Origin of the sequence: Pandoraea terrae, from assembly GCF_902459695.1 — a bacterium.
GTDB classification, from domain to species: domain Bacteria; phylum Pseudomonadota; class Gammaproteobacteria; order Burkholderiales; family Burkholderiaceae; genus Pandoraea; species Pandoraea terrae.
The window spans coordinates 28,828-53,608 of sequence record NZ_CABPRZ010000002.1 but is presented as its reverse complement, the minus strand read 5'-3'; the positions used below and the strand labels follow the sequence as shown (position 1 = coordinate 53,608).

At 64.7% G+C, this 24,781-nt stretch carries 23 protein-coding genes; 11 read left to right on the top strand and 12 right to left on the bottom strand.

Annotated features, from left to right (window positions below):
• Positions 1–241 precede the first annotated feature (241 nt).
• Positions 242–1,585 (top strand): polyhydroxyalkanoate depolymerase, encoded by a 1,344-nt coding sequence (locus PTE30175_RS02285; protein WP_150695446.1) that lies wholly within the window; start codon positions 242–244, stop codon positions 1,583–1,585.
• Positions 1,586–1,630: 45 nt separating this feature from the next.
• On the opposite strand, the gene PTE30175_RS02280 is transcribed toward PTE30175_RS02285, so the two are convergent.
• A complete protein-coding gene (locus PTE30175_RS02280; RefSeq protein WP_150695445.1) occupies positions 1,631–2,056 on the bottom strand; it encodes a cupin domain-containing protein in 426 nt (141 codons plus the stop codon).
• 57 nt (positions 2,057–2,113) lie between these two features.
• Complete coding sequence (locus PTE30175_RS28120) at positions 2,114–2,416, bottom strand: nuclear transport factor 2 family protein (RefSeq protein ID WP_191628782.1); 303 nt, start codon at positions 2,414–2,416, stop codon at positions 2,114–2,116.
• A gap of 189 nt (positions 2,417–2,605) precedes the next feature.
• On the opposite strand from PTE30175_RS28120, the gene PTE30175_RS02270 reads away from it, so the two are divergent.
• The 9 genes from PTE30175_RS02270 to PTE30175_RS02230 all read left to right on the top strand — a co-directional run bounded on the left by PTE30175_RS02270 (position 2,606) and on the right by PTE30175_RS02230 (position 12,936).
• Positions 2,606–3,376, top strand: a complete 771-nt coding sequence (locus PTE30175_RS02270) for an SDR family NAD(P)-dependent oxidoreductase (RefSeq protein WP_150695443.1) — start codon at positions 2,606–2,608, stop codon at positions 3,374–3,376.
• A 97-nt stretch (positions 3,377–3,473) separates the two neighbouring features.
• Positions 3,474–4,700 (top strand): ABC transporter substrate-binding protein, encoded by a 1,227-nt coding sequence (locus tag PTE30175_RS02265; protein WP_191628780.1) that lies wholly within the window; start codon positions 3,474–3,476, stop codon positions 4,698–4,700.
• A gap of 84 nt (positions 4,701–4,784) precedes the next feature.
• Positions 4,785–5,972 carry a helix-turn-helix transcriptional regulator gene (locus PTE30175_RS02260; protein WP_224788560.1) on the top strand — a complete coding sequence of 396 codons (1,188 nt, stop codon included), beginning with the start codon at positions 4,785–4,787 and terminating at the stop codon, positions 5,970–5,972.
• 299 nt (positions 5,973–6,271) lie between these two features.
• Positions 6,272–7,669, top strand: a complete 1,398-nt coding sequence (locus tag PTE30175_RS02255; protein ID WP_150695441.1) for a DcaP family trimeric outer membrane transporter — start codon at positions 6,272–6,274, stop codon at positions 7,667–7,669.
• A gap of 109 nt (positions 7,670–7,778) precedes the next feature.
• Positions 7,779–8,660, top strand: coding sequence for a branched-chain amino acid ABC transporter permease (locus PTE30175_RS02250; protein WP_150695440.1), 882 nt, complete (start codon positions 7,779–7,781; stop codon positions 8,658–8,660).
• A 46-nt stretch (positions 8,661–8,706) separates the two neighbouring features.
• On the top strand, positions 8,707–10,503 hold the full coding sequence (locus PTE30175_RS02245; protein WP_150695439.1) for a branched-chain amino acid ABC transporter ATP-binding protein/permease: 1,797 nt from the start codon (positions 8,707–8,709) through the stop codon (positions 10,501–10,503).
• Positions 10,496–11,215 carry an ABC transporter ATP-binding protein gene (locus PTE30175_RS02240; RefSeq protein ID WP_150695438.1) on the top strand — a complete coding sequence of 240 codons (720 nt, stop codon included), beginning with the start codon at positions 10,496–10,498 and terminating at the stop codon, positions 11,213–11,215. The genes PTE30175_RS02245 and PTE30175_RS02240 overlap by 8 nt, the downstream gene beginning before the upstream one ends.
• Positions 11,216–11,281: 66 nt before the next feature.
• Complete coding sequence (locus PTE30175_RS02235) at positions 11,282–11,482, top strand: hypothetical protein (protein WP_150695437.1); 201 nt, start codon at positions 11,282–11,284, stop codon at positions 11,480–11,482.
• Between the two features lie 80 nt (positions 11,483–11,562).
• A complete protein-coding gene (locus PTE30175_RS02230) occupies positions 11,563–12,936 on the top strand; it encodes an APC family permease (protein ID WP_150695436.1) in 1,374 nt (457 codons plus the stop codon).
• Positions 12,937–12,943: 7 nt separating this feature from the next.
• Here the strand turns inward: PTE30175_RS02230 and PTE30175_RS02225 are convergent, their stop codons facing one another.
• The 9 genes from PTE30175_RS02225 to PTE30175_RS02185 form a co-directional block, all read right to left on the bottom strand.
• A complete protein-coding gene (locus tag PTE30175_RS02225) occupies positions 12,944–14,461 on the bottom strand; it encodes a DUF1254 domain-containing protein (protein WP_150695435.1) in 1,518 nt (505 codons plus the stop codon).
• Positions 14,462–14,637: 176 nt separating this feature from the next.
• Positions 14,638–15,294, bottom strand: a complete 657-nt coding sequence (locus PTE30175_RS02220; RefSeq protein ID WP_150695434.1) for an anti-sigma factor family protein — start codon at positions 15,292–15,294, stop codon at positions 14,638–14,640.
• Entirely contained in the window at positions 15,294–15,929 is a 636-nt protein-coding gene (locus PTE30175_RS02215) for an RNA polymerase sigma factor (RefSeq protein WP_224788559.1), read from the bottom strand. Before PTE30175_RS02215 ends, PTE30175_RS02220 begins: the two co-directional genes overlap by 1 nt.
• A gap of 33 nt (positions 15,930–15,962) precedes the next feature.
• Positions 15,963–16,331, bottom strand: a complete 369-nt coding sequence (locus PTE30175_RS02210) for a cupredoxin domain-containing protein (RefSeq protein ID WP_150695432.1) — start codon at positions 16,329–16,331, stop codon at positions 15,963–15,965.
• Between the two features lie 29 nt (positions 16,332–16,360).
• Positions 16,361–17,368 (bottom strand): metallophosphoesterase family protein, encoded by a 1,008-nt coding sequence (locus tag PTE30175_RS02205; RefSeq protein ID WP_150695431.1) that lies wholly within the window; start codon positions 17,366–17,368, stop codon positions 16,361–16,363.
• A 163-nt stretch (positions 17,369–17,531) separates the two neighbouring features.
• Positions 17,532–19,010, bottom strand: coding sequence for an MFS transporter (locus tag PTE30175_RS02200; protein WP_150695430.1), 1,479 nt, complete (start codon positions 19,008–19,010; stop codon positions 17,532–17,534).
• Between the two features lie 63 nt (positions 19,011–19,073).
• Positions 19,074–20,267 (bottom strand): CaiB/BaiF CoA transferase family protein, encoded by a 1,194-nt coding sequence (locus PTE30175_RS02195; protein WP_150695429.1) that lies wholly within the window; start codon positions 20,265–20,267, stop codon positions 19,074–19,076.
• Positions 20,268–20,291: 24 nt separating this feature from the next.
• Positions 20,292–21,287: a hydroxymethylglutaryl-CoA lyase gene (locus PTE30175_RS02190; RefSeq protein WP_224788558.1), complete on the bottom strand. Its 996-nt coding sequence runs from the start codon at positions 21,285–21,287 to the stop codon at positions 20,292–20,294.
• A gap of 160 nt (positions 21,288–21,447) precedes the next feature.
• Positions 21,448–22,344, bottom strand: coding sequence for a LysR substrate-binding domain-containing protein (locus PTE30175_RS02185; protein ID WP_150695428.1), 897 nt, complete (start codon positions 22,342–22,344; stop codon positions 21,448–21,450).
• A gap of 174 nt (positions 22,345–22,518) precedes the next feature.
• Between PTE30175_RS02185 and PTE30175_RS02180 the strand changes: the two genes are divergently transcribed.
• On the top strand, positions 22,519–23,778 hold the full coding sequence (locus tag PTE30175_RS02180; RefSeq protein ID WP_150695427.1) for an NAD(P)/FAD-dependent oxidoreductase: 1,260 nt from the start codon (positions 22,519–22,521) through the stop codon (positions 23,776–23,778).
• Here PTE30175_RS02180 and PTE30175_RS02175 read toward each other — a convergent pair whose 3' ends face one another.
• Positions 23,779–24,777 carry an aldo/keto reductase gene (locus tag PTE30175_RS02175; RefSeq protein WP_150695426.1) on the bottom strand — a complete coding sequence of 333 codons (999 nt, stop codon included), beginning with the start codon at positions 24,775–24,777 and terminating at the stop codon, positions 23,779–23,781.
• Positions 24,778–24,781: the final 4 nt, after the last annotated feature.

Below are 24,781 nucleotides of genomic sequence, written 5' to 3'. Positions count from 1 at the left end.
CGCTCCAACAGCGGTCGCAACAAGACTCGTGTCACCACGCGGGCCGGCGCCCGGGCCTGTTCCGTCGCGGATTGGCAACGCAAAGGGCCTCGGTAAGCGGCGTCACTGCCGCGCCGATTTCCCGGTGACGCCCGGCGAGGTGTACAGTCAAATGTGCAAGCGCCGTGCCAGTCAATCTCGCTGGCATGCGTATTGCGTTTTGCGTCATGCGCTTCATCGGCGCCCTCACCGGCCAATGCCCATGAATCTTCTTGCCTATCCATATTATCAGGCGACCGCCGACCTGATGCGTCCGTGGCGGACCGCTGCGGGCATTGCACGTGCATCGATGTCAACCTGGTCCGCAGGCACCGCGATACCCACCGTTCGCTACCTGGATGCATGCTGGGAACTGCTGGAAATGGCGGGCCTGTCGCACGATCGTCCACCCTTCGACATTACGTCGGTGGAGGTGGACGGCAGCCGCGTTGCCGTCAGCGAAGAAGTTGCGAAACGAACACCGTTCGCCTCGCTGCTTCACTTTCGCAAGGAATCGTCGGTGCAGCAGCCGCGCGTGCTGATCGTGGCGCCCATGTCCGGGCACTTCGCCACGCTGCTGCGGGACACGGTACGCACGATGCTGGCCGACCACGACGTCTATATCACCGACTGGCACAACCCGCGCGACGTCCCGCTGTCGGCCGGGCGATTCGGATTCGACGAGTACGTCGAACACGTGATTTCGTTTATTCGGCGAATCGGTCCGGATTCGCACCTGGTGGCGATCTGCCAGCCGACCGTGGCAGCGCTTGCCGCCGTTTCGTTGATGGCTGCCGACAACGATTCCGCGCAACCGGCCAGCATGACGCTGATGGCGGGTCCCATCGACTGCCGGGTGAATCCCACCAAGGTCAACGATCTTGCGAACAGCAAGTCGATCGAGTGGTTCGAAAGCCATCTGATCAGCGCCGTGCCGGCAGGTTTTGCGGGCGCACAGCGGCGCGTCTATCCGGGATTCGTGCAGTTGGGCGCGTTCTTGGCCATGAACCTGGGCCGGCACACCACATCGTTCGCCAATATGCATTACGAACGCGCGAAGGGCGATCCGGTGAAGGCCGACGCAACCCGGGCGTTCTATAAGGAATATTTCGCGACCACCGATCTGACCGCCGAGTTCTATCTGGAAACCGTCAGCTCGGTGTTCCAGCAATACGCGTTGCCACTCGGCAAGCTGAAGGTGGGAAACCGGCTTGTCGAGCCCCATGCGATCCGGCACACCGCGCTGCTGACAATCGAGGGCGAAAAAGATGATATCTGCGCAGTCGGTCAGACGGTGGCTGCGCAGGAACTATGCTCCGCGTTGCGCCCGTATATGAAAACCCATCACGTCCAGACGGGCGTCGGCCACTACGGGGTCTTCAACGGGCGCAAGTGGGAGTCTCACATCTACCCGATGGTGCGGGCGACGATCCATGATCATGAACCGCGTGCGCGCAGCCTGCCGGGCACGTTGGAAACGCCCGGCGGCGACAGGGTCAGCCTGCACGCGCTACTCAAGGCCGATGCGGTGGCAGCGGCTGCCGTGGAAAAAGCCGCACAGAGCTGAATGCCGCCGCATGCGCAGACGTATCCTCGCATGCGGCAATCCGGCCTATATCTTCCAGGGCGTCGGCGGCGGCACCGCGCAGGGGCCCGCGACATCGATTGACTTGAAATCCGCCGGTGCGACCACCTCGAGATACTCCATGTCTTCCGAGTAATCGAACAGGAAATGCACGATGCCGGGCGCCTGATGGACGCAGTCGCCCGCTTCCACCAGCGTTTCCTTGTCTCCGTACATGAACCTCGCCCAGCCCTTGAGCATGTATACGATATGAAAGTCCGCCTCATGACGGTGCCAGCCGGTGCCTTGCTCCGGTGCGCGATTCGCACGTACGAGTTGCGCGATGACTTTGCCGTGGGTCGCATCCGCCACGCCAAGGTCGCGGTATACGAAAAAGTCGCGCAGCCCGCCGCCCCGGAACGCCGTGTCCTGCGGCTTGACATGGGAAAACTGCGTTGCGAGTTCTGTAAACATGACGAGTCTCCGTGCCGAAGGTGACATTGAAAGGCACGCAATTACCGTTCCAGCGGCTCACGCCCCTTCCCGATTGCCGGCGCCGAACAGCCGCCAACTCGGATCGTCCGCGCCGAAGCCTGACGTCAACGGCCAGCGCCTCAGCGACGGCCCCACCTCGTTCCAATCCATCACGACCTCGCGATGTGCAAAACGCCACACGCCGCCGAGACGGGTGTACTCGTCGAGGTAACGCCCGCCCGTCACGACGCGCGTCTCGCTGCCGACCTCGCCACTGCCCTGCTCCTGTTTAAGATGATAGGCGATCAGGTACACCTCGCCACACGCCCGGTCACGGTCGGCGGCGTCGAATTCGAGCATGCCCGATCGGCGCCTTTCGGCCATCGTCTCATCAGACGATTCGCAAAGCCGGCGCGGCCGTTCCGATCGTCCCTTTGGACGATTCGGAAAACGATACGTCCCGCTAAGCTTTTGTGACGGAAATCGCGCCTCCCTCGGGTTTCGCGAAACGACAACGATAAAAAACGCCGGGACGACATAAGGACAACGATGCAGACGAGTAACGCGGCGCCCTTCGCGGCGCAGGTGGCCGTGGTGACCGGCGCCGCCCATGGCATCGGCCGTGCGGCTGCACTGCGGTTGGCACGCGACGGCGCCGACGTGGCGCTGCTCGATCGGGACGCAGACGCGCTCGCAACCCTGACGGAGGACATCGGAGCGTTTGGCCGTCGCGCGCTTCCCATAGCGCTGGACTGCACCCGCGAAGCAGAGTTGAAAGCCGCGTTCGGCCGGATCGCCGCCATGCTCGGTGACGTCGACATCCTGCTCAACAACGTGGGGCAAGGTCCGCGCGAGCGCATGTCGACCTTTCGCGACGCCGATCTCGACACGCTCGACTTCCTGCTTGCGATCAACTTGAAGACCGCCATCGTTTGTTCGCACCAGGTCGTGCCGGCCATGTGCGCGCGGCGCCACGGCAAGATCATCAATATCACGACCGAAGCGGCCGTCAACGGCGCGCCGCGCTGCTGGGACTACGCGGCCGCGAAGGCCGGCGTGATTGGCTTCACGCGCGCCCTGGCCATGGAGCTGGCGCCGTTCGGCGTAACCGTCAACGCCATCGGGCCGGGCGCCACGCGCACGCGTGCACTTGAGCAGACGCCGAAGGATCAACTCGATCAGGTGATCGCCGGCATTCCCATGGGCCGAATCGGCGAGCCCGACGACATTGCCAATGCCGTCGCGTTCTTCGCCAGTGACCAAAGCAGCTACATCACCGGCCAGACGTTGCTCGTCAACGGCGGCAACTGGATGCTGTAACCCCCCGCGCCGGACTTCACGGTGCAACCCCGGCCACGGGCATGGCCCATCCGCCGATCCCGCCCGCGGCCGGGAACAGACCATAACAGGAGACAACATGAACAATAACTCCCCGCGCCAACCGCACCGACTGCGCCGAGCGGTACTCGCGGGCGCCATCACGGCAGTCCTCGCGAGTGCGGCTGCCGCGCAAGGCGCCAGCGAACCGATCCGCATGGGCGCCATCTTCTCAGTCACCGGACCGGGCGCGGCCACCGGCTACACCGGCCTGACCGGCACCAAGCTTGCCGTGAAGGAGATCAACGCCGCCGGCGGCATCATGGGTCGTCCGGTCGAGTTGTTCGTTGGCGACGACGCCTTCGATCCGACCCAGGCCGTCGCCGAGGCGAAGCGCCTTGTCTCGAAGGAGAAAGTCCAGTTGATGGTGGGCCCGACCGTCAGCCAGGTCACGCTCGCCATCGCGCCGGTGCTCACCCAGGCGCGGGTGGCAAGCGTCAGCCTGACCGGTTCGTCGGCGCTCACGCCGCAGATCGCCCCCTACACGTTCAGTATGTGGACCTCGATCGAAGCGCAGGGACAAGCGATGACCGACTACGCGGTCAAGCACCTGAAGGTCAAGTCGGCGGCCATCATTGCCGACAACGGCGCACAAGGCAAGGCCGGCGTGGCCATCTTCCAGCGCCTGCTCGCCGCGCAAGGTGTCAAGGTGACCGGCGTGCAGGAGCATGAACCGCTCGCCAGCGACCTGACGGCGCAGATCCTCGCGCTCAAGCGCGGCAACCCCGACGCCATCTTCCAGATCAGCACGGCCGGCGAGGACTCCGGCGTGGTGTTTCGCACCATGGGCGATATCGGCTGGGATGCCAAGGTGCTGAGCATGGTGGCCGGCCTCACGGTGCCGATGGTGATCCGCAAGAGCAACCCTGACGTGTTCAAGCAGGGCAATATCTACGCGACGATGCTCAAGGCTTATACGTATTGCCCGAAGGACGCGGGCGGGCCGACCGAGTTCGGCAAGTTCGTCACGCGCCTCAAGGCCTTCGATCCCAAGAATTTCGACAAGCTCAATCCGCAGGTCGTCAGCATGACGTACGACAGCGTCTACGTGCTGAAGGCGGCGGTCGAGGCCACCAAGTCGTTCGACGGCCCGACGCTGTCGAACTGGATCGAGAAGAACGCGCCGGCGATCAAAGGGCGTGTCAACGGCGCGCTGTCGGCGGGCGCGCTGAGCCACTTCCTGGTGGGCGTGGATGCGATTGCCATGGTCAGGCGCCCGGATGTGAAGCGCGAAGACGGCTCGGTGCAACGCGCCGAGTGCAACTGAACAGGCAGTACGGCAATATCGCGTGCGGCGCCGTGCCGCACGCGGCCGGGGGATGGGCCCCGGCAACCTGATCGACGAGGGATCATGGTGAGACACAAATCCGCGTTGGCTGCACAACCCGCTTCCACGCGCCACGACGGCGCGCTGGCCCTTTCCCTTGAGTCCTTCGGTGAACTGCTGCATCTGATCCAGCGCGGCCCGCTCAGCCCCGTGCCCTGGCAAGACGCCCTGCAATGGCTCGGCAAGCATCTTCATGCCAATTGGGTCACGCTGATGCTGCGCCCGCAGACAGTCGACCGCGCCGGCCTGGTGCTCGTCGCCCAGGCAGGCAGCCAGGTCCGCGGGGCTGGCGCGTACAGCCAGCACGGCTATGCGCTCGACCCATTCGTCAAGTTGCCGCCGGATCGCATCATGTCGATCGATGAGGTGATCGACGACAAGACGTGGCGAAACAGCGAGTTCTTTCGGCAGTTCCTCGCACCGTACGACATCGCGTATATGCTGGGCGTCGATTTCCGCACCGAGGACCGGGTCGATTGCCACTTCCGGATCTGCCGCGCGAGTACCGAGGCGCCGTTCTCCGAAGCGGACCGTGCGTTCTGCGCGATGCTGCTGCCGCACCTGAAATTGTCGGTGCATATGCACTCGCTGATCGACGGCATGGAGTCCGAGCGCAAATTGTATGCCGGGGCGGTCGATCGCATGATGGTCGGTACCGTGGTGCTCGACGAGACTGGCGCGATCGTCAGCACCAACTCGGTCGCTGAAGAGATTTTCGCCGAACGCGATGGTTTGACGCTTTCGCACGGCGCGATCCGGATCGCCTACACGGATGAAGCCCGTCAATTCCAGGACCTGCAGCGCAAGGCCATGGCGATGCCGGCCGAAACGGGTCCTGTGCTCGCCGAGGCCATGTCGATCACGCGCCCGTCAGGCAAAACGAAGCTCGGCATGGTGCTGCGCTCGATTCCGCTGGCGGAGTGGTCCGAAGGCAAGCGCCGGCCGGCGGTCGCGATCTTCATTCGCGACCCGGAGCGCAAGTCGCAGGCGTCGGAAGATATCCTGAAACGCCTGTTCGGGCTCACGTCGGCCGAAGCGACGCTGGCGGTGATGCTGGCCAACGGCCTCACGCTCGACGAAGCCGTGTACGAACTGGACATTCGCAAGAACACGGGGCGTGCGCATCTGCGGGCGATCTTTTCGAAGACCGGCGTACGGCGGCAGACGATGCTGGTCCATCTCGTGCTCAGCAGCGTGGCGCAGTTGGTTTGAATGGGCCTTGGGGCCTGTTTACACCCTGGCCCCATGAGACATCAGAGACGCCGAAAGCGGGTTGGCACAATTGATAGGAATACTAATTAGAAGGCCGCGAACGCGGCATGCGCGTCGCTGACATCCGGCATCCGATAGTCGCATTGGACGATGCGCAAAACCCCAAATCATCACTAGACTTCGTGCAACTTGTGGCACCGGCAACATCGGCAGGTGACACAAGTCGTCGGGGTTTCGGCCGGACTCCACTGGCGTGCAACAAGTAGTCGTGAAAAACCAATAACGATAGTGGAGACAGTATGAAGGTGCACTTGAAAGTGTTGACGGCGGCGTTGGGCTTGACGGCAGTGCTTGCCCCGCCCGCGCGCGCAGACCAGCTTTCCGACCTGCAGACCCAGGTCGCGCTGCTGATGAAGAAGATCGACGCATTGCAAGCCCAGCAGAAGACCATCGCAGAGAAGCAGGCTGCCGCGGAAACAACGGCAAAGGCTTCGACCCAGGCCAGTGCGGCGGCAACGCCCGTGACAGCAGCGGCCGCCGCCGCACCGGCCGCCCCCGTCAACCCGGGCTGGTTCCAGGTTCCCGGTACGGATACGCAGATCAAGTTCGGCGGCTATGCACAGCTCGCGATGATGGTCGACACCAAGGGCAACCTCGGCAACAGCCAGACGGTGATCCTGCCGTTCACCAACGCGTTTGGCGGCATCCCGTACGACAACACGCCTCAGTCGAAGCGCTCCGGTCAAATGCAGTTCGAGGCCCGCGAGTCGCGCCTGAACATCCAGACCTCCACGCCGACCCAGTACGGTCCGCTCACGACCTTGATCGAAGGCGACTTCTACGGCGCAGGCGGCTCCAAGTTCACGACCAACTCCGTCTCGTTGCGCCTGCGCCATGCGATGGGCGCGATCGGTCCGTGGATGTTCGGCCAGTACTGGTCGAACTTCGGCGACCTCGCGCAAGGCCCGGAAGTGTTCGACTTCGGCGGACCGGTGGGCCTGCCCGCCGTCAACCGTCAGCCGCAGATCCGCTACACGCATCTGTTCAGCGACAAGCTGCAAGGTTCGGCATCGTTGGAACAACCGGTGCAGGATTTCACCGGCGCCGACGCCGTCGCGTTCACCGCCGGCGCGAATACCATCAGCACCAATTCGATCGATCAGACGCCGGAAGTCACCGCACGCCTGACTTACTTCGACACGTGGGGCCGTCAGTCGGCCGCTGCCGTGGTGCGCAAGCTCAAGGCCAGCGACGGCGTGGCCCTGTCTGCGCAAGCGTACGGCTATGCCGTCAACTATCAGGGCACGTTCAACCTGCCGGGCCGCGACAAGGTTTACTACGACGTCGTGTACCAGAACGGCGGCGGTCGCTACCTGACACAGACGCCAACGTCGGCATTCCTGATCAACAACCAGCTCTACAAGGTCGCCGGACTCGGCCTGAACCTGAGCTACCAGCACTGGTGGGCGGAGAACTGGCGCTCAACGCTGAGCATCGGCCGCGACAAGATCTACAACCCGGCCCTCGCGCCCACGACATCGCTGGCGGAAACCCAGTCGGTGCACGCGAACGTGATCTGGAGCCCGTTCAAGAAGACATTGTTCGGACTCGAGTACATCTACGCCCGCATCAAGAACGAGGCTGGCCTGAAGGGCAGCGGCAGCCGCATCATGTTCGTTTCCCAGATCGGCTTTTGAGCGATGCCGGCGCGGCCGGTGGCCGGGCTGCAGATGCGCTGCATTGTCCCGCCGCCGGCTTCGCCGCCAACGCCGCTGGTCCGGCACGATTTCTCCAAGGAAGCCACCAATGCTTAACGAGTTAGCCATTATCGTCGTACGGGGTGTCGGACTCGGCGCCATCTTCTCCTTGATCGCCATGAGCATGAACGTCGTTTACGGGGCGACGCACATCCTCAATTTTGCGCAGGGCAATCTGTTCGTGCTCGGCGGATTTCTCGCCGTCCTGCTGGCCAACTGGGTCACGGGTGTGCCTGTGTGGCTGCTGCTGATCGGCGTTGCGGCCATCCTGCTGGCGGTGTTCCTTGTCGCGCAGGGATGGCTGACCCTGCTGCCGCTGCGCCATTCGGTCGAACAGAACTCATGGCTCATCACGACCATGGCGATGTCGATCATCATCAGCGCGACGCTGGTGCTGTCGCAGGGCCCGTGGGTCTCGAGCGCGCACAGCCCGATCGAACCCGTGACCTTGTTCGGCATGCGCACGCCGGCGCCTTACCTGCTTTGCATCGTGCTGGCCCTGGCGTGGTACGCCGGATTGCGCTGGTTCCTGTCGCGCACGCTCACGGGCCTGGCGATCAGCGCGCTCTCGCAGGACATCGACGCGGCGCGCGCGGCCGGCTTGAAGGTGCGCCGCCTGCAATTGCTTGCGTTCGGCATCAGCGGCCTGATTGTCGGCTCGGCCGGTTTCGTGGCGGCGCCGATCCTGTCGCTGTCGGCCGACACCGGCATCCGCTATGTGTTGAACGGATTCATCGCCGCCATCGTGGGCGGCATGGGCAGCAATCTCGGGGCGCTGATCGGCGGACCGCTGGTCGGCATTGTGGCGATGGTCGCCACCTACGAGATTGGCGGTGAATTCCAGGCGCTGGTCTCGTTGCTGCTGCTGGTCAGCGTCCTGCTTGTGCGCCCCGAAGGCATTTTCGGACGTGCGGCGGCCCGGCGCGTCTGACACAGCCCCCGAGCATTCCTCCTTACGAGACAACGCGATCCTTGTCATGACGACTCAAATACTCACGTCCGATCCCGCGGCGGGTGCGCGCCGCACCCGCTGGACCGCCGATGCCGCTCAGCTCGCGCTCGGCTGCATGCTCGTCGCCGCCTCCGTGCTGGTGCCGGACTGGCTCGGCAACGCGTACTGGACCCACAGTTTCCGCATGGTCAATCTCCTGATTGCCGCCGCGGTGTTCCAGAACCTGCTGCTGCACGACGGCGGCCAGACCTCGTTCGGCCAGGGCGCGATCTTCGGCGTGGCCGGCTACGTCACGGCCATTGCGGTCGGCATGCACGGCCAGTCATATGCGCTCGGCGCATCTTTGGGCGTCGGCGCGGCCATCATGGCGGGTCTGCTCTACGCATTGCCGGCTTTGCGCGTGCAAGGCTACTACCTCGGCTTCGTGACCATGAGCGCGGCCACCGTGTTTCCTGAGTTGCTGGTGGCGTTCGACCGTCAAACCAATGGCGTGACCGGCATCACGCTTTCGCTCGACGCATGGCAGGCGCGCTCGGTGTTCGGTGTTTCGCCCCTGTCGCTGGCGCTGGCCGTTCTCGCCTGCGGCGCGATGATGCTGCACGTGCTGATTCGCCGTACCGCCTTCGGGCGGCGTTTGCGGGTCGCCGCCGTGAGTCCCGAGGCTGCCCAGTCGCTCGGCATCTCGCCGGGCGTCATGCGCTGCATTGCCTTCGTGATCGTGGCGGCGGGCACCGGCGCAGCCGGTGTCCTGTACCCGCCCGTCGTCGGCTTCGTCAGTCCAACCGCCTTCAACGCCGAACTGTCGATCTTGCTGTTCTTCGCCGTGATTGTCGGCGGCCGCGGCCAGATTCTCGGGCCGGTGGTCGGCGTCTGGCTACTGTATCTCCTCCCGAACGCCCTGCTCGCCGACTTGCTCCAATACCGCCTGCTCGCCTACGGGCTGGTCGCGCTGATCGTGATGCTCGCATTTCCGGACGGTGTCGTCGGCACACTCGGCAAGTGGCGGCGGCGCCGCGCGGCTGCCGGCGGGCCGTTGGACCTGCACTTCCGGGGTCTCATGAGCGTGTTGGCGCCGACCGTGGGACAGCACGGCGAACCCGCCCGGCATGCGGCGATCGAAGTCCGCGGCGCCCGCAAGACTTTCGGCTCGGTGATTGCGATCGACGATGCCGACCTGACCGTCAAGCGGGGCGAGATCCATGGTCTCGTCGGCGCCAACGGTTCGGGCAAGACGTCGCTGCTGAACGTGTTGTCCGGATTCAGCCGGCTCGACGCAGGCAGCGTACGCCTTGGCGGGGCCGAGGTATCGCACCTGTCGCCTACCCGGGTGGCGCGGCGCGGACTGGGCCGCACGTTTCAGAAGCCGCGCATTTTCAGCACGATGTCGTTGTGGGAAAACGTCGAGATCGGACTCGACGCGAATCCGCGGCGCCATCGCGCCAGCCGCCGCTTTGGCGCCGCCCTGGCGACATTGGCGGCGAGCATGGATGGCCAAAGCGTCGATCTGGTGCCGCATGGCCAGCGCCGCCTCGTCGAAGTCATGCGCGTATTGCTCAAGGGCGCGGACATCCTGCTGCTCGACGAACCGGCCGCAGGCCTGTCGCCGAGCGAGCGCGAGGATTTCAAGGTCCTGCTGCAACGCCTGCGCGACGAACTGGGCATGACCATCGTCATCGTCGAACATGATCTCGAGCTCGTGTGGGGCATTGCCGACCGCATCTCCGTGCTCGAGGCGGGCAAGGTGATGGCGCAAGGCACGCCCGCCGAGATTGCCACCCACCCCGTCGCGCAAAAGCTTTTCATTGAGCCCACCCATGCTTAATATCCAGAACCTGTATGCCGGCTACGGCAATGTGCCGGTACTACGCGACGTCAACCTGTCCGTGGCGCCGGGGGAGATCCTGCTGGTGGCCGGCGAAAACGGCGCCGGCAAGTCGACCCTGCTGCGCACCGTAGGCGGCTTCATCAAGCCTGAACGCGGCACCATCCGGCTCGACGGCCGCGACATCGGCGGCCGCCCGCCCGAGGACAATGCGCGCGACGGCCTGCGGCTGGTACTCGACGGCCACCGCGTGTTTCCCGAGATTTCCGTGTGGGACAACCTGCGCCTGGGGGCCGTCGTCAGCCGCGGCCAGGGCACGTTCAAGCAGGCGGTCGACGAGGTGTTCGCCGTATTTCCCGCCCTGCACGAACGCCTGCACCAGCCGGCGCGCAACCTGAGCGGCGGCCAGCAGCAGATGCTCGCGCTCGGACAGGCATTCGTGTCGCAACCGAGGGTTCTGCTGAGCGACGAGCCTTCGCTGGGCCTGGCCCAGGCCCTGCTGCCGCCGATCCTCGACTTCGTCAAGCGCTGGGCCGCGCGCGGAACGGCCATCGTGATCGTCGAGCAGCATATCGACATCGCGCTACCCGTCGCCGACCGTGCGCTGGTGCTCGAACGCGGACAGGTCAAGCTGACTTGCCCTGCCGGCGAACTCAAAGGCCGGCTCCGTGCCCTCGCGGCCGGTGACGAACCGATCCAGGCACTACAATGACCCTGTGAGGTTGCACAGCGCGACCATCCAGGCCGCGCTGAGGGGACCTCGCAGGAGGTCAAAATAATGCGTCAAGAACCCTGCGCGATCACGGCCGCCGCCCTGGCGGCCATTTTGCTGGCTGGATGCACAGTCACCCGCAACGGACCCGGCGCCCCGCCGCCGCCCATGAGCCGCAACGACGCCGGCGCGCCCGCCGAGGTGCTGCACGCAGCGGCAATTTTGCAACAGCAACGCGATCTGGAAATGCAGCGGCTCTCGCCATAAAGTATCATGAGCGCACCGCGGGCTTCGTACCGAGCCCCGCCCCAAATGACCGCATTGCTGCCGACCTGGGAGCGGCCACTATGAAAACGAATGTCCAAACGGGACTCAAATCGGGTGCACTCGGACTCAGCGAATCGGTCATCATGGGGGTGGCGGGCACCGCGCCCGCCTTCAGTATTGCGGCGACCACCGCGACGTTGATTGCCGCGGTCGGAAACCTGTCGCCGGCCAGTCTGTTGTACTGCGGCCTGATCATGTTCGGCGTGACCTTCGCCTACATGCATCTGAACCGCCTGAACCCGAACGCCGGCGCGTCCTATGCGTGGGTGGGCGCCATCTTTCATCCCGTGCTTGGCTTCCTGGCCGGATGGGCGCTGCTGGTGGCCTCGGCCGTCTTCATGGTTTCGGGAACGATTCCGGCGGCTACCGCGACGCTGACATTGTTCAGTCCCGAGCTCGCCAGCGAGCCCACGGCCGTCACGGCCGTCGCGGCCGGCTGGCTGCTGCTGGTCAGCGCGGTCATTGTCAAAGGCATCAAACCGACCAGCTACTCGCAGATCGTGATGACCGGTATCGAAGTGGCCGTCCTGGTCGCCGTGGTCCTTGTCGCGTTCATCAAGTACGGCGCCCATCCTGCCCATGCCTTCTCGCTGGCCTTGTTCTCACCGGCCAGCTTCACGCCGCAGCTATTCGCCACCGGCGCGCTCACTGCGCTGTTCTTTTTCTGGGGATGGGACGTGACCGTCAACCTGAATGAGGAAACGCGAGATTCCGCGCGCGCGCCGGGCCTTGGCGCACTGCTGGCGATGCTGATCGTGCTCGCGCTGTTCATGGGATTTGCGGCTGTCACCCTGCTCGTGCTCACCGATCAGGAGATCCAGCAATCGAGCACGAACGTGGTCTTTGCCGTCGCCAACAAGCTGTTTCCAAAGCCGTGGAGCTACGTGGCCATTATCGCGGTCATGCTGAGCACCGTCGGCACCCTGGAGACCTCGATCCTGCAGTTCACCCGTACCATGTACGCCAAAGGGCGTGACGGCACCCTCCATCCCCGCTACGCGGTACTGCACAAGACTTGGCAAACCCCCTGGATCGCGACGGCCGTGATTACCTCGTTGGGGCTGGTCTTCCTGTTCCTGTCGTCATACTTTTCCAGCGTCAACGAAATCATCAAGGACTCCGTTAACGCGATTGGCTTTCAAGTCGCCTTCTACTATGGATTGGCGGGTTTTGCCTGCGCGTGGCATTTCCGGCGCGATGCGCTCAAGTCGCCCTTCAACATGGTGGTCCTGATGCTGTGGCCGGTCTTGAGCGCTGTCTTCCTGTGGTTCATCGCCATTTACAGCGTCCCCACATTCGACCTGACCACCAACGTCGTCGGGTTGGGCGGTATTGCGGCCGGTGCGGTGCCGTTGCTGCTGAACCGCCGCAAGGCGCTTCGGCAGCACGCGTGATCCGCCTTCATTCGTCCACGCGAACGATACGAGGCATCGGATAACCGCCGTCGACCAGCGGCGAGGTTGGCCCGTAGAATCGCGCAGCCAACCGGAAGGCGCCTGCCTTGGGCGTGGGCAACCAGTTACGCCCCTGGGCCTGCCCCTTGGGCGGCTCGTTTTGCAGATAGAACGTCAGCTTGCCGTCTTCCACCTGATAGGCGCCGGCGTCGAACAAACCGCTCGTAGCGCTGTAGCGATTGATCGGATTGTCCACGAAATAACCGTCGTCATCGTACACCGGCAATTCCCAGAATTCGGTGACCGGCGGCAGTTGCTTGACGTCGAACGTCAGCGTGTATTTGTGGGCGGCATCGAGCGGCCTGCCTTTCGAATCGGTCAACCCGAAGGCGATCGTGTGCGACTGGTACGGCACCGGACTTCCCCAGGCGTAGTCGGCCGCCCCGGCGCGTACCCGATAGTCGTTGATGTCATAGGACAAACTGGTCTGCAGTTTCCAGCCATTCATGTCGACCTGGGCCGCTTCAAATGCCTTTCGCCCCTCTTGCCGCGCCTCCTGGAAGGCCGACGCCGCGGCGGTGCGCTGTGCTTCGGTCATGCTGGCCGGGTCGAACATGACACCCTCACGCAGGCCGAGGCGCGCCAGCTGTTGCAGCGCTTCCTTCTCCTTGGCCGAATCTGCGCGCTTGGTGATCGACGGATCATTGATCACCAGGCTCACCAGTTGCAGGTAATCCTCGACCGTCATCTGATGCATGATGTCCTGGATCTGCGACATTCGCGGGAATGAACGGTAGTTGGCAGAGACCTTGGGCTGCGCGTCCAGCGCAATCCGTTGCTCGCCATGTTGCTGCCACATGTCCAGGGGCACCATCGTGATGCCGTCCATCAACCGGTGAGCCGACGCAAAGTCGGCACTGTCCCGCGTCCTCAGGCCAATCCGCGCGACGATCGAGAAGGTGTCGGAGCGCGCGCGAATGACCTGGTTCGCATTGAAGCCCGGCGGCAAGCGGCCATGCCAGTTCGGCCCGATGACGAGGTAGTGCTGCGGCTTGTTTTCCGTGAATTGACTGCCCGCCACGATGAACCATTCGGCGTACGGGTCCAGTGCCTGAATGCTCCAGTACCTGCCATCGTCGACCTTGGGCGTCATGACGACCATCGGTTGCCGCGACACGTCGAAAAAGCCGCCGGAATACAGCGTGGAGGCGTTCGGCGTGGTGGCGTAGCGGTCTTTCGCAGTCAGCAGTTGCCGGTTCTGCGCCAGCCGGTTGATGCCTCGGTAGGCCGGCATGCGCGCGTCCTGCGTAAACACATAGCGCAGTTCATAGAAGCCGACTTGCGACAGCCCCCAGAAATAGGCGGTCTTGACAAGATTGCGCAGCTCGCCCGTCGAAAGCGATGCACTGATGCCGGACGCCGGCAACGACTCGGGCGCAGGCGGCGACGCACGTTCCGCGCCGGTGACCGCAACGGTTGCAAGTGCCAGGACGGCGATGGCCACACGCCGATGCCAAGTTCCCATGAGGATATCTCCCACCTTTTGATTTTTGATGACGGACGCGCGCCGCTCGACGCGTTACCGCCCATCCTCGCGGCTGCACAGGCAAACTTCAACCTCCATTTGCATTACGCGGGATACATGGATGGCGTGGCGCAGGCTGTCAAAGCGTCGGGCTGGCGGGCCGGCGTGCAACAGCCCTACTTCGCCGCCTGTTCAAACGCCTTCAGGAACTCGGGCGAGGCGTCGGTGATCGCCCAATAGGTCATGCCGTCGCGTTGCCAGTGAGCGATCGAATAGCCGTCCGAGGACAACGCCACCGGCGCCGCGGAATTACGGCGATCAGGGTAAACATAGACATCGATGGGATGCTGCTGATAGTGATAAATCAGTACGGCGACCGCGCGATGGTCCAGATAATCGATGCGCCCGCCCACCAGCGGAAAACCCTTCTCGGCGAAATCGACGACCGGCGGCGCGTAGTCGATCTTGCCATTGAACCACGGCTTCACCGTGTGCTGGTCGGTCGAGATGATATCGATGGGATGCTGCGAGAGTTGCGCGCGCACGTGGCTCGACACGACCTCCTGCGCGATCGTCCCCGTCGCTGCGGGCCGCTGAATCAGGACCGCAGTGCCCAACGCCACCGCGCAGACCGCAAGGCCCGCGAGTCCGCCCTGAATCCATGCGCGCACGCCCCCGGCAGCGGCGCCGCCCCACACAAACACGGCCCGGCGCGGCACCCCGCGCGGGATATCCGCCAGGACACGCTCACGCAGGTGTGCCGGCGCGCGATGGCAGAGCGATCCATCGCGCAGCATGCTGACCAACGTGCTGGAGGTTTCCGGCTTTTCCATCATTCAACTCCCTTGGGTGGCCCGGACGAAGGCACGCTGGTGAGGCGGCCGGCCGGCTTGCCCTGAACCGGCGACGCTTCGGCCGGCGTATCCCGCGACGCTTGCGCGGCACGCACGGCCGCACCGAGCAGGCGGCGTCCGCGCGAGAGCCGCGACATCACGGTGCCGATCGGCACGCCCACAACCGTCACGATGTCGCGATAACTCATGTCCTCCAATTCGCGCAGCACCAGCACTTCGCGATACGCGACAGGCAACGCTTCAAGCGCGCGATGCACGAGTTCGATTTCGTCGCGCTGCACCGCCAGCGTTTCCGGGTCGTTGCCCGACTCGTCGTCCCAGCCCGGCAGGCGCTCGTCACCGTGCAGCGTTTCGTCGTAGGGCGTGGCGTCCGCCGCGTCGGCCCGCCTGCGCCATTCAGTGAACCACGTGTTCCTGACGATCGCCAGCAGCCAGGCGCGCGCGTTGTCGCCCTCGAACCTGTCGAAGAACCGGAACGCGCGCAAATAGGCGTCCTGAACGACGTCGTCGGCATCGCCCGCGCTGCCCGTCAGCCAGCGTGCCAGGTTGTACGCTGCGTCCAGGTGCGGCAACGCAAGCGCTTCGAAACGTGCAGATTTCTCAGTCGGGATCACGTTGTTTTCCGCATTTGCGCACATGCGCCAGAGCTATTTGACCACGACTACGCCGACCATGTGCGGATGGATTGCGCAGAAGTATTTATAGGTGCCGGGGGTCGTGAACGTATGCGAGAACTTGTCGTCGGTATCCATCGCCGGGGAATTGAACAGGTGCGGGTTGGCGTCGCTGGTGACGGTATGCGGGGAATCGTCGTAATTGACCCACGTCACCGTGGTCCCCGCCGCGACAGTCAACGTTTGCGGGCTGAAACTGAAGTTGTCGATCCTCACCGCGTTGGCGCCGGGCGGCGGCGTCGCCCCCGCTGCGGCCACAACGGCGGCAAAAGGAGACGTGAGGGCCGTCACCAGCAAGAGCCGGCCGAGCCATTGCAATGCATGCTTCACGGGAGTGGACATAGCGGTTCTCCAGGCGGTTGACGGCGGGCTTACGTATCGAGTGTCGAATCGACGAGGCCGGGTTTCGCGTGTCCCGGCGTAAAGCTGATGGAGCGCACACCGAGCATTGCGCGCAAGCGCTCCGCCGGCACCTTCAACGGCCCCGGTCCGGGCCCCTCGCCAGGCGCGGGTTGGGGATAGGCGGTCGACATGGCCGTCTGGATGCTGACGTTACCCTCCACTTTCTGGATCACCTGATGGATATGTCCGTTCAGGACGGTGACGGAACCGAAGCGCTTCATCATGGCCAATGCCTGCGCGCTGTCGTCCGTTCCCCAACCCCATTCGGGGTAGAGCAGCCACATCGGCATGTGCGTAAAGACGACGATGGGGGTGCTGTCGCCCCGGCCGCGCAGGTCCTGCGCCAACCATGCGAGCTGTTCCTCGCCGAGAACGCCGAGACCGCCACCTTTCAGGTTGAGCACATTCACCAACCCGATGAAGTGCACGCCGTTCTGATCGAAGCTGTACCAGCCCCGGCCGCCGGAGTTCTTGGAGAAGCGTTCAAAGAACGCCCGGCCGTCATCGCCGACGACATCGTGCTCGCCGGGCACGTAGAACGTTTGCAGGCCGGCGCCACGCACGATCTGGTCGGCGGTGTCGAATTCGGCGGGTTTGGAGAGATGGCTGACATCGCCGGTATGTATCAGGAAGGCCGGCCGTTGCGGCGCTGCCTTGATCTTGTCGATGGCGGACTGCAGCGTGCTCGCGGGGTCGGGATTGGCCGCCTTGTTGAAGCCGATGTGGCTGTCGCTGATCTGCACAAAGCGCAGCGCCTGCGTCTCACGCTCCGCCGCCTGGGCGCTGCCGCCCAGTGTCAGCGCGCGCGGCACGCCGCCGTCAATCGTCCAGAGCACGCCGGCGCCGGCCCAGGCCATGCAGCCGAGCACCCGCCGCCGCCGGTTGCCGTGCGCATCGAGCGTATCGAGCGTATCGCTCGCACTCCCCGTATCTGCCGTCGCGGCGGCCGGGTCAGGCGTATCTTGGGTGTTCTTCATGAGTTCCTCCATGGTCCCTGGACCGGAAACAGGCCGCCGTTCGCCGTGAACGTTTCAAATGCCTGTACAGGTAGAACCGGAGGCGGGCCGGATTTATTCCATGAAATTCGGTCTTCCCTCGCGATAGCCTCACGCCGTGCCGGCGCGAGCCGGCACCTCGGCACTACCGGGAAATGTCCTCCAGCGCGACGTCGCGCGTTTTCGGCCCAAGCAGTGCGATCGCGCAGATGACAACGACCATGGCCCCGGAAATCAGCACGAAAACCCCATTCACGCCGAACGCCTTCAGGCACCACGCGATGACGAACGCGGTGAGCATGGCGCTGACGCGGCTCCACGAGTACACGAAGCCGACGGCACGCGCCCGGATGCTGGTCGGGAACAGTTCCGCCTGATAGGCGTGGTAGCTGTACGAAATAATGTTGCCCGCCAATACCAGACACACGCCGAGCGACACCAGCATCGCGGCTTCCCGCGCCTGGCTGAACATCAAGCCACAGACTACGTTGACGGCCGCCATGCAGACGATCACGGTCTTGCGTTCGAAGCGATCGGCGATCAGCAATCCGATCAACGGACCGATCGGCGCCGCGATCGCGATGATTGCCGCATAGCCGAGACTCGTCGTGACCGTAATGCCCTGCTTGATGAGCAGCGTCGGAATCCAGTTGGCGAAGCCGTAGTAGCCGAGCGTCTGGAACACATGGAAGATGATCAACATGGCCACGCGCTTGCGGTACGGCGCCACCAGCAGGTCGCGGAACGCCGCGCGGGCACGCACGGGCTGCGCCGTTGCCGGCGCCGGCAACGGCATGCCGTACTCGGCTTCGACCCGGGCCTCGATCCGCGACATGATCGCGTCCGCCTCCGCCAGACGGCCCTTTTGCACCAGCCAGCGCGGGCTTTCCGGCAAATGCCGGCGAATCCACCAGACCGCGATCGCGCCGACCACGCCGAGGTACACGACCCAGCGCCATCCGTCGATCCCGAACCAGGCATGGGGCACCAGCAGATAGGCAAGGAACGCGACCACCGGCACGGCACAGAAGCCCACCGCCTGTGAGCACGCCGAGGCGCGGCCGCGGATATGCTTGGGGACCAGTTCCGAGACATACGTGCCGATCGTCACGATCTCGACGCCGATGCCGACGCCGGCGATGAAGCGCCACAGGTTCAGGCCGAAGGCGGTGTCCTGAAATCCCATGATGATGTTGGCGGCCGTATACCAGAGCAGCGAGTACGTGAAGATCGCCCGGCGGCCGAACCGGTCCGCCAGGAAACCACACGCCGCCGTGCCGACGAACAGGCCCGCAAACAGCGAGGCAATGAAGCTGGCGACGCCGGTGGTGCCGAAAAGCCCGTGCGTACTGGCCGAAAGAATGCCGTTCATGACCAGTCCGGGCGCAATGTAGCCCGAGAACATCAGGTCGTAAAGCTCGAAGAACATGCCCAGGCTCAACATCATCACCATCCTCCAGATGGTGCGCGTGGCCGGGAGCCGGTCGAGCCGGGCCGAAATCTGTGCAGCGCCGTATGCGATGTCGTGCGCGCCGGCATCCGTCCTCCCCGGCGTTGCGAGGTCAGGGAACGTTGCGGCATGTGCCGGCGCATTCGCCGAATAAGCCTGATTTGACGACGTCATCGTCTGTCTCCATGAGGTCCGGTCTTGCGCCGGTTGAATAGTTGAATGCCGGTCGAAGCGGGCTCAGGCGGCTTTCGGTTGCGCCGTGTGCGACATCCGGGCAATGTCGGCCGCGCTGTAACCGAGCTCGCGCAATACCGCGTCTGTGTGCTCGCCGATCTTCGCGATGGGTTGGCGCGGCTGCAAACGTTCGCCGTCAAGCGATATGGGCAGCAGCGGCATGGCTGTCCGCGATCCGTCGTCGAGCGTCAGTTCGGCCAGTCCGCCGCTTTGCAGGAGATGCGGATCGTCGAACAACGCCTCCGGTTTCGTAATGGATGCAAACGGAATCTGATCGCGCTCGAACAACGGCGCAAGTTCGCTGCCCGATCGCGCCGCGAGTGTCTCGCCCAACGTACCGAGCAGCCAGGGGCGTAGCAGCACGCGGTCGTTGTTCGTCGCCAGACGCGCGTCGGTCAGCAGATCGGATCGGCCCAGGATGTTGCACAGCGCACGCCACTGCCCGTCTCCGGTCGCAGCGATAAACATCTGCTCGCCGCCGGCCAGCGTGAATACGTCGTACACTGCCCACGCGCTGATGCGTTCGGGCATCGGCGCGGCAGCCACGCCTGTCGCGGCGAACTGCTGCATGTGTTGCGCCGACAGCAGCACGCAGTTCTCGAACAACGCACTCTGGATCTCCCGGCCGCGGCCGGTGTCGCGCCGCTCGTGCAGCGCCGCGAGCACGCCGATCGCGCCGAACATGCCGCCCATGATGTCGTTGACGGAGCTCCCGGCACGCAGCGGGCGCCCCACCGGTCCGGTCATGTACGCGAGCCCGGCCATCATCTGCACGACTTCGTCAAGCGCCAGCCGATGCTGATACGGACCGTTCAGGAAGCCCTTGTGCGAGACGTAAATCACCTTCGGGTTACGTTGACTGACCGTTTCGTAATCGAGCGCGAGCGACGCCATGCGGCCGGGCTTGAAATTCTCGACGAAGACGTCGGCCGTGTCGACCAGGCGTCGCAGTGCTTCGCGTCCCTCGGCGGTATCGAGATCGAGTGCAACACTCTTCTTGTTCCGGTTGAACGTCCGGAAGAAACCCGCGCCGGTGCCGAGCAGCCGGCGCGTGCCGTCGCCGCGCGGCGGCTCGACCTTGATGACCTCGGCGCCCAGATCGGCCAGGATCATGCCGCAAGTGGGGCCCATCACCATATGGGACATTTCGACCACGCGAATGCCGTCCAGCGGCAAGCGGTTCGTCGTCGTATTCATGTGTTCACCTGAATTCGCGTGAGGTTAGGAGGAAACCGAAGCTTGCGTGCCGGCGGCATTCATTGCGGCACCGGCCGGGCTGGGACGCATGTGTGAAGGCAGGCCCGCCCGCGCGAGATAGCCATACAGCGGCTCGCCGGGGAGCGCGGCGGCGAGCACGGCGCGCACCGCGATCAGCGCGTCCAGGTCGATACCGGTTTCGAAGGCCATGCTGTGCAGCATGAAGACGAGATCCTCGGCATTGACGTTGCCCGTGGCGCCCGGCGCATGCGGGCAGCCGCCAAGCCCCGCCAGCGATGCATCGAACTCGCGAATGCCGTGCTGCAATCCGACCAGCGTGTTGACCAGCCCGAGACCCCGGGTGTCGTGAAAGTGCAGCGACCGCAACTTGCCTTGGGCGACGGCACGCACTTTCTCTACGATCTCTCCGACCTGGCGCGGTGTGGCCTGTCCGGTGGTATCGCCCAGCGCGACGACGTCGGCGCCTGCCGCCACCGCCTGACGCGCCAATGCGGCGACATCGTCCTGCGGCACGTCGCCTTGCAGCGTGCATCCGAATACGGTCGACAGGCCGGCAATCATCTGCGCGCGCCCCGCGGCCATCGCGCACATTTCGGCAAAGGCGTCGATCATGTCACGCGGCGTTTTGCGCACGTTGGCCAGGCTATGCGCTTCACTCACGGAGATGGGCACGACGATCCGGTGCACACCACTGTCGATTGCCCGCTGCACCCCTTTGAGATTGGGCGCGAGCGCCGTCACCACCAGGCCGGGACAGGTCAGCGCGTGGGCGATGACCGCCTCGGCGTCGGCCATTTGCGGCAACAGCTTCGCCGGAACGAACGACGCCACTTCCATGTGCCGCACGCCGGCGGCATAGCTGGCGTCGATCCAGCGCTTCTTGTCATCGGTATGCATCGTGCGGGCGATGGCCTGAAGACCGTCGCGCATGCCGACTTCAGTCACAACGACCCGGTGATCCGGGGTCCCGCCGCAACCGGTATTGGCGTCTCTCATCATGTCCTTGTGTCATCGAAGGGAACGTGAGCGTGAGAGTGCCGTCAAGCGGGCATGCGGGAAAGCCGCAATTCTCGATGGAGTCCATCGCGGGGCGCGATGGCGGCGCAAGGATGGGGATGGCGCGGCCGGCGTCGCGTGCCGGCTTCGGGTTAATCCCGATTTAATCCCGATGGGCCAGCAGATGATCGACCAGCCGCGACGCAGGCGCGGTGAGGGCTTCACGATCCCGCATGCAGATCACGAAGTGCCGCTCGGCCCAGGCGTCGCGCAACGGCACGACGGCCAGTCCGTAGGCTTGCAGCACGTGTCCCGGCACCGCTTCATGCGGCAGGATCGAAATGGCTAACCCCGCCTGGATGAAGCGGTACGCCGCATCGATCGTCGAGACGTAGGTCCGGTACGTCAGCTCGCGCCCGTCGGCCATCGCGATGCGCTGCATCAGGGCATTCACCGAGGCATTCGATGCCAGTCCGATATGATCGAACGCGAGTGTCTGAACGAAGTCTACGGCATCGTGCCCGGCCAGTGGATGGGACTTCGGTGCCACGAGCGCCAGGTGATCCGCGCGGTAGGGCAGGCTTTGCAGATCCCCCAGCGGCACGAAATCGCGGCAGATGCCGACGTCGGCCACGCCCTCTTCGATGCCGCGCACAATCTCGACGCTGACCCGCTCTTCCACGTCGACACGGATTTGCGGATGCGATTTGAGGAAGTCCGACAACGCCTCCGGCAGGAACTCGACCATCGAAGACACGTTGGCCAGCACCCGCACGTGCCCCCGTGCGCCGCCGGCGTACTCGCTCAACTCCGCTTGCAGGCGTTCGTACGCGCGCAACACTTGCCGCGCATGACGCAGCAGCGCCGTGCCGGCCGCCGTGGCGCGCACCCCGCGCTGACTGCGAAGCAGCAACGCGGCGCCGACCAGCGCCTCGAGATCGGCGAGGCGCTTGCTGGCCGCGGAAGGCGCGATGAACTCGCGCTCCGCCGCACGGCCAATCGTGCCCTCCTCACAAACGGCGATGAAGACGCGCAGGGTGACCTGGTCGATTTGCCACATGGAAATGCCAATAGATGCCGAGATGGCTCAATATACCGCAGTCGACCGGGCGACAAAGCCCCCGCAACCCTGCCCGCTTGCATTACACTTTCGTCGCGACGTATGGCGTCCGCCCCGCCCGGCAGCCGGCGGGGGACGTCTTTGCCTGACACTTACCTCATTCGATACACGCTCATGACCGACGTAACGTCTTCCACCACCGTCATTCTCGGCGCCGGCCAAGCCGGCGGCGAAACCGCCCTCGCCCTGCGCCAGCAAGGCTATGCCGGACGCATCGTCGTCGTCGGCGCCGAAAACCATCCGCCGTACCGCCGCCCGCCGCTGTCGAAAGCGTTCCTGGCCGGTCAGGCCGACGCCGCCAGCCTGCTGATCCGCCCGGCAGACGCTTACGAGAAGGCCAACATCGAGCTGCGCCTGGGCGCAACGGCAGCCGGCATCGACCGCGCAGCGCGCACCGTGACGCTCGAAAACGGCGAGACGTTCAATTATGATCATCTCGTACTCGCCACGGGCGGCCGCGTGCGCCGTCTGGCGCTGCCCGGCGGCGATGCCGCGAACGTGCTCTACCTGCGCGACATCCAGGACGCAGAACGTCTGCGTGCCGCCATCTCGCCGGAAAAGCGCGTCGTGATTGTCGGAGGCGGCTACATCGGGCTTGAAGTGGCGGCCAGCGCCGTCAAGGCGGGTGCCAAGGTCACCGTGCTCGAGGCTGCGCCGCGCCTGCTCGCGCGCGTCGCCGAAGCCGATCTGTCCGCATTCTTCGAAGCCTTGCACCGCACCAATGGCGTCGACATCCAGACAGGCGTGAGCGTGACCGGTTTCGAGGTCGCCGAGGGTCACGTCACGGCCGTAGTGGCGGGCGACCGCCGAATCGAAGCGGACGTCGTCGTCGTCGGCATCGGCCTGATTCCGAATACGGCGCTGGCCGAAGCTGCCGGCCTGCCGGTCGACAATGGCATCGTTGTGGACGAATTTGCCCGCACGAACGATCCGGCGATCCTCGCCGTGGGCGACTGCGCACATCATGCGCATCCGGTCCTGGGCCGCCGCATACGTCTCGAATCGGTGCCGAGCGCGAGCGAAATGGCCAAGGTGGCGGCGAGCGTGGTCGTCGGCGCGCCGAAGCCGATTGCCGCCGCGCCGTGGTTCTGGTCCGATCAATTCGACGCGAAGTTGCAAATGGCCGGCATGACGGACGGTCACGACCGCGTGGTCGAACGCCGTCTGCCCGACGCCCCCGGCGGCGCCGCCGTCTTCATGCTGTGCTATCTGCGCGAAGGCCGCCTCGTGGCGGTCGCCAGCGTCAACCGGGCGCAGGAATTCATGGCCGCGCGTGAATTGGTGGGCCGCGGCGCCACGATCGATCCGGACAAGCTCGCCGATCCGGGCACGCCGCTGAAGGATCTGCTTGCGGCACTTGGCAGCGCGACGTAGTCAGCGCGCCGCGTCGCCCCAGCGGTAAGCGTGCGACGCGTCATCCAGCCTCGCCTTGAGGGCCGGATCGAGCGCGTAGTCGACGGCGGCCAGCGTTTCGGTCAATTGCTCCGCCCGACTTGCGCCGATGATCGCGGACGTGACCGTCGGATTGGCCAGCACCCACGCCAGAGACAGCTTGGTCAGCGATTCGCCGGCCTCGGCGGCGATTTCCCCCAGCGATTCGATCGTCTGGAATTCGCGTTCATGCCAATAGCGCTGCTGGTACATTTCTCCCGCACGGCCGACCGTGGCTGCACTGAAACGCCCTTCGGAGGGTGCGGCATCGTGACGGTATTTCCCCGTCAGCAGACCGCCCGCCAGCGGGTTGTACGGCATGACGGCCAGCCCTTCCTCGCCGGCCAACGGCAGGAGTTCACGTTCGATCTGGCGGAACAGCAGGTTATAGCGCGGCTGGACCGACACGAACCGCGTGGTACGCAGGACGTCGGCACGCCCCAGCGCGCGGGCCAGACGGTAGGCAAGATAGTTGGAGACGCCGATATAGCGCGCCTTGCCTTGCCGCACAATGGTGTCCAATGCTTCGAGCGTTTCGTCGATCGGCGTCTCCGTATCGTCCGAATGCAGCTGATAAAGATCGACATAGTCAGTGCCGAGCCGGCGCAGCGAATGGTCGATGGCGTCCAGCAAATGTTTGCGCGAAGCCCCCTGATCCCACGGCGACGGGCCCATCTTTCCGACGGCCTTGGTCGCGACGATAAACTTGTCGCGCTGTCCCTTCAGCCAGCGCCCGACGATCTCTTCGGTGCGTCCGGCCAGCGACTCGGTGCCGCCCAGCGGATAGACGTCGGCGACGTCGATGAAGTTGACGCCCGCCTCGGCGGCGCGGTCGAGAATCGCGCGGCTCGCAGCCTCCTCCGTTTGCAGCCCGAAGGTCATGGTGCCGAGGCACAGCCGGGAGACGGACAGGCCAGTGCGGCCGAATTTGCAATATTGCACGGTA

Coding starts and splice junctions, on each gene's coding strand:
- PTE30175_RS02230 (WP_150695436.1), top strand. CDS start 11,563: ATGAAAACGAATGTCCAAACGGGACTCAAATCGGGTGCACTCGGACTC.
- PTE30175_RS02190 (WP_224788558.1), bottom strand. CDS start 21,287: ATGATGAGAGACGCCAATACCGGTTGCGGCGGGACCCCGGATCACCGG.
- PTE30175_RS02225 (WP_150695435.1), bottom strand. CDS start 14,461: ATGGGAACTTGGCATCGGCGTGTGGCCATCGCCGTCCTGGCACTTGCA.
- PTE30175_RS02205 (WP_150695431.1), bottom strand. CDS start 17,368: ATGAAGAACACCCAAGATACGCCTGACCCGGCCGCCGCGACGGCAGAT.
- PTE30175_RS02255 (WP_150695441.1), top strand. CDS start 6,272: ATGAAGGTGCACTTGAAAGTGTTGACGGCGGCGTTGGGCTTGACGGCA.
- PTE30175_RS02245 (WP_150695439.1), top strand. CDS start 8,707: ATGACGACTCAAATACTCACGTCCGATCCCGCGGCGGGTGCGCGCCGC.
- PTE30175_RS02210 (WP_150695432.1), bottom strand. CDS start 16,331: ATGTCCACTCCCGTGAAGCATGCATTGCAATGGCTCGGCCGGCTCTTG.
- PTE30175_RS02280 (WP_150695445.1), bottom strand. CDS start 2,056: ATGTTTACAGAACTCGCAACGCAGTTTTCCCATGTCAAGCCGCAGGAC.
- PTE30175_RS02200 (WP_150695430.1), bottom strand. CDS start 19,010: ATGACGTCGTCAAATCAGGCTTATTCGGCGAATGCGCCGGCACATGCC.
- PTE30175_RS02195 (WP_150695429.1), bottom strand. CDS start 20,267: ATGAATACGACGACGAACCGCTTGCCGCTGGACGGCATTCGCGTGGTC.
- PTE30175_RS02260 (WP_224788560.1), top strand. CDS start 4,785: ATGGTGAGACACAAATCCGCGTTGGCTGCACAACCCGCTTCCACGCGC.
- PTE30175_RS02250 (WP_150695440.1), top strand. CDS start 7,779: ATGCTTAACGAGTTAGCCATTATCGTCGTACGGGGTGTCGGACTCGGC.
- PTE30175_RS02285 (WP_150695446.1), top strand. CDS start 242: ATGAATCTTCTTGCCTATCCATATTATCAGGCGACCGCCGACCTGATG.
- PTE30175_RS02240 (WP_150695438.1), top strand. CDS start 10,496: ATGCTTAATATCCAGAACCTGTATGCCGGCTACGGCAATGTGCCGGTA.
- PTE30175_RS02185 (WP_150695428.1), bottom strand. CDS start 22,344: ATGTGGCAAATCGACCAGGTCACCCTGCGCGTCTTCATCGCCGTTTGT.
- PTE30175_RS28120 (WP_191628782.1), bottom strand. CDS start 2,416: ATGCTCGAATTCGACGCCGCCGACCGTGACCGGGCGTGTGGCGAGGTG.
- PTE30175_RS02220 (WP_150695434.1), bottom strand. CDS start 15,294: ATGGAAAAGCCGGAAACCTCCAGCACGTTGGTCAGCATGCTGCGCGAT.
- PTE30175_RS02180 (WP_150695427.1), top strand. CDS start 22,519: ATGACCGACGTAACGTCTTCCACCACCGTCATTCTCGGCGCCGGCCAA.
- PTE30175_RS02270 (WP_150695443.1), top strand. CDS start 2,606: ATGCAGACGAGTAACGCGGCGCCCTTCGCGGCGCAGGTGGCCGTGGTG.
- PTE30175_RS02235 (WP_150695437.1), top strand. CDS start 11,282: ATGCGTCAAGAACCCTGCGCGATCACGGCCGCCGCCCTGGCGGCCATT.
- PTE30175_RS02265 (WP_191628780.1), top strand. CDS start 3,474: ATGAACAATAACTCCCCGCGCCAACCGCACCGACTGCGCCGAGCGGTA.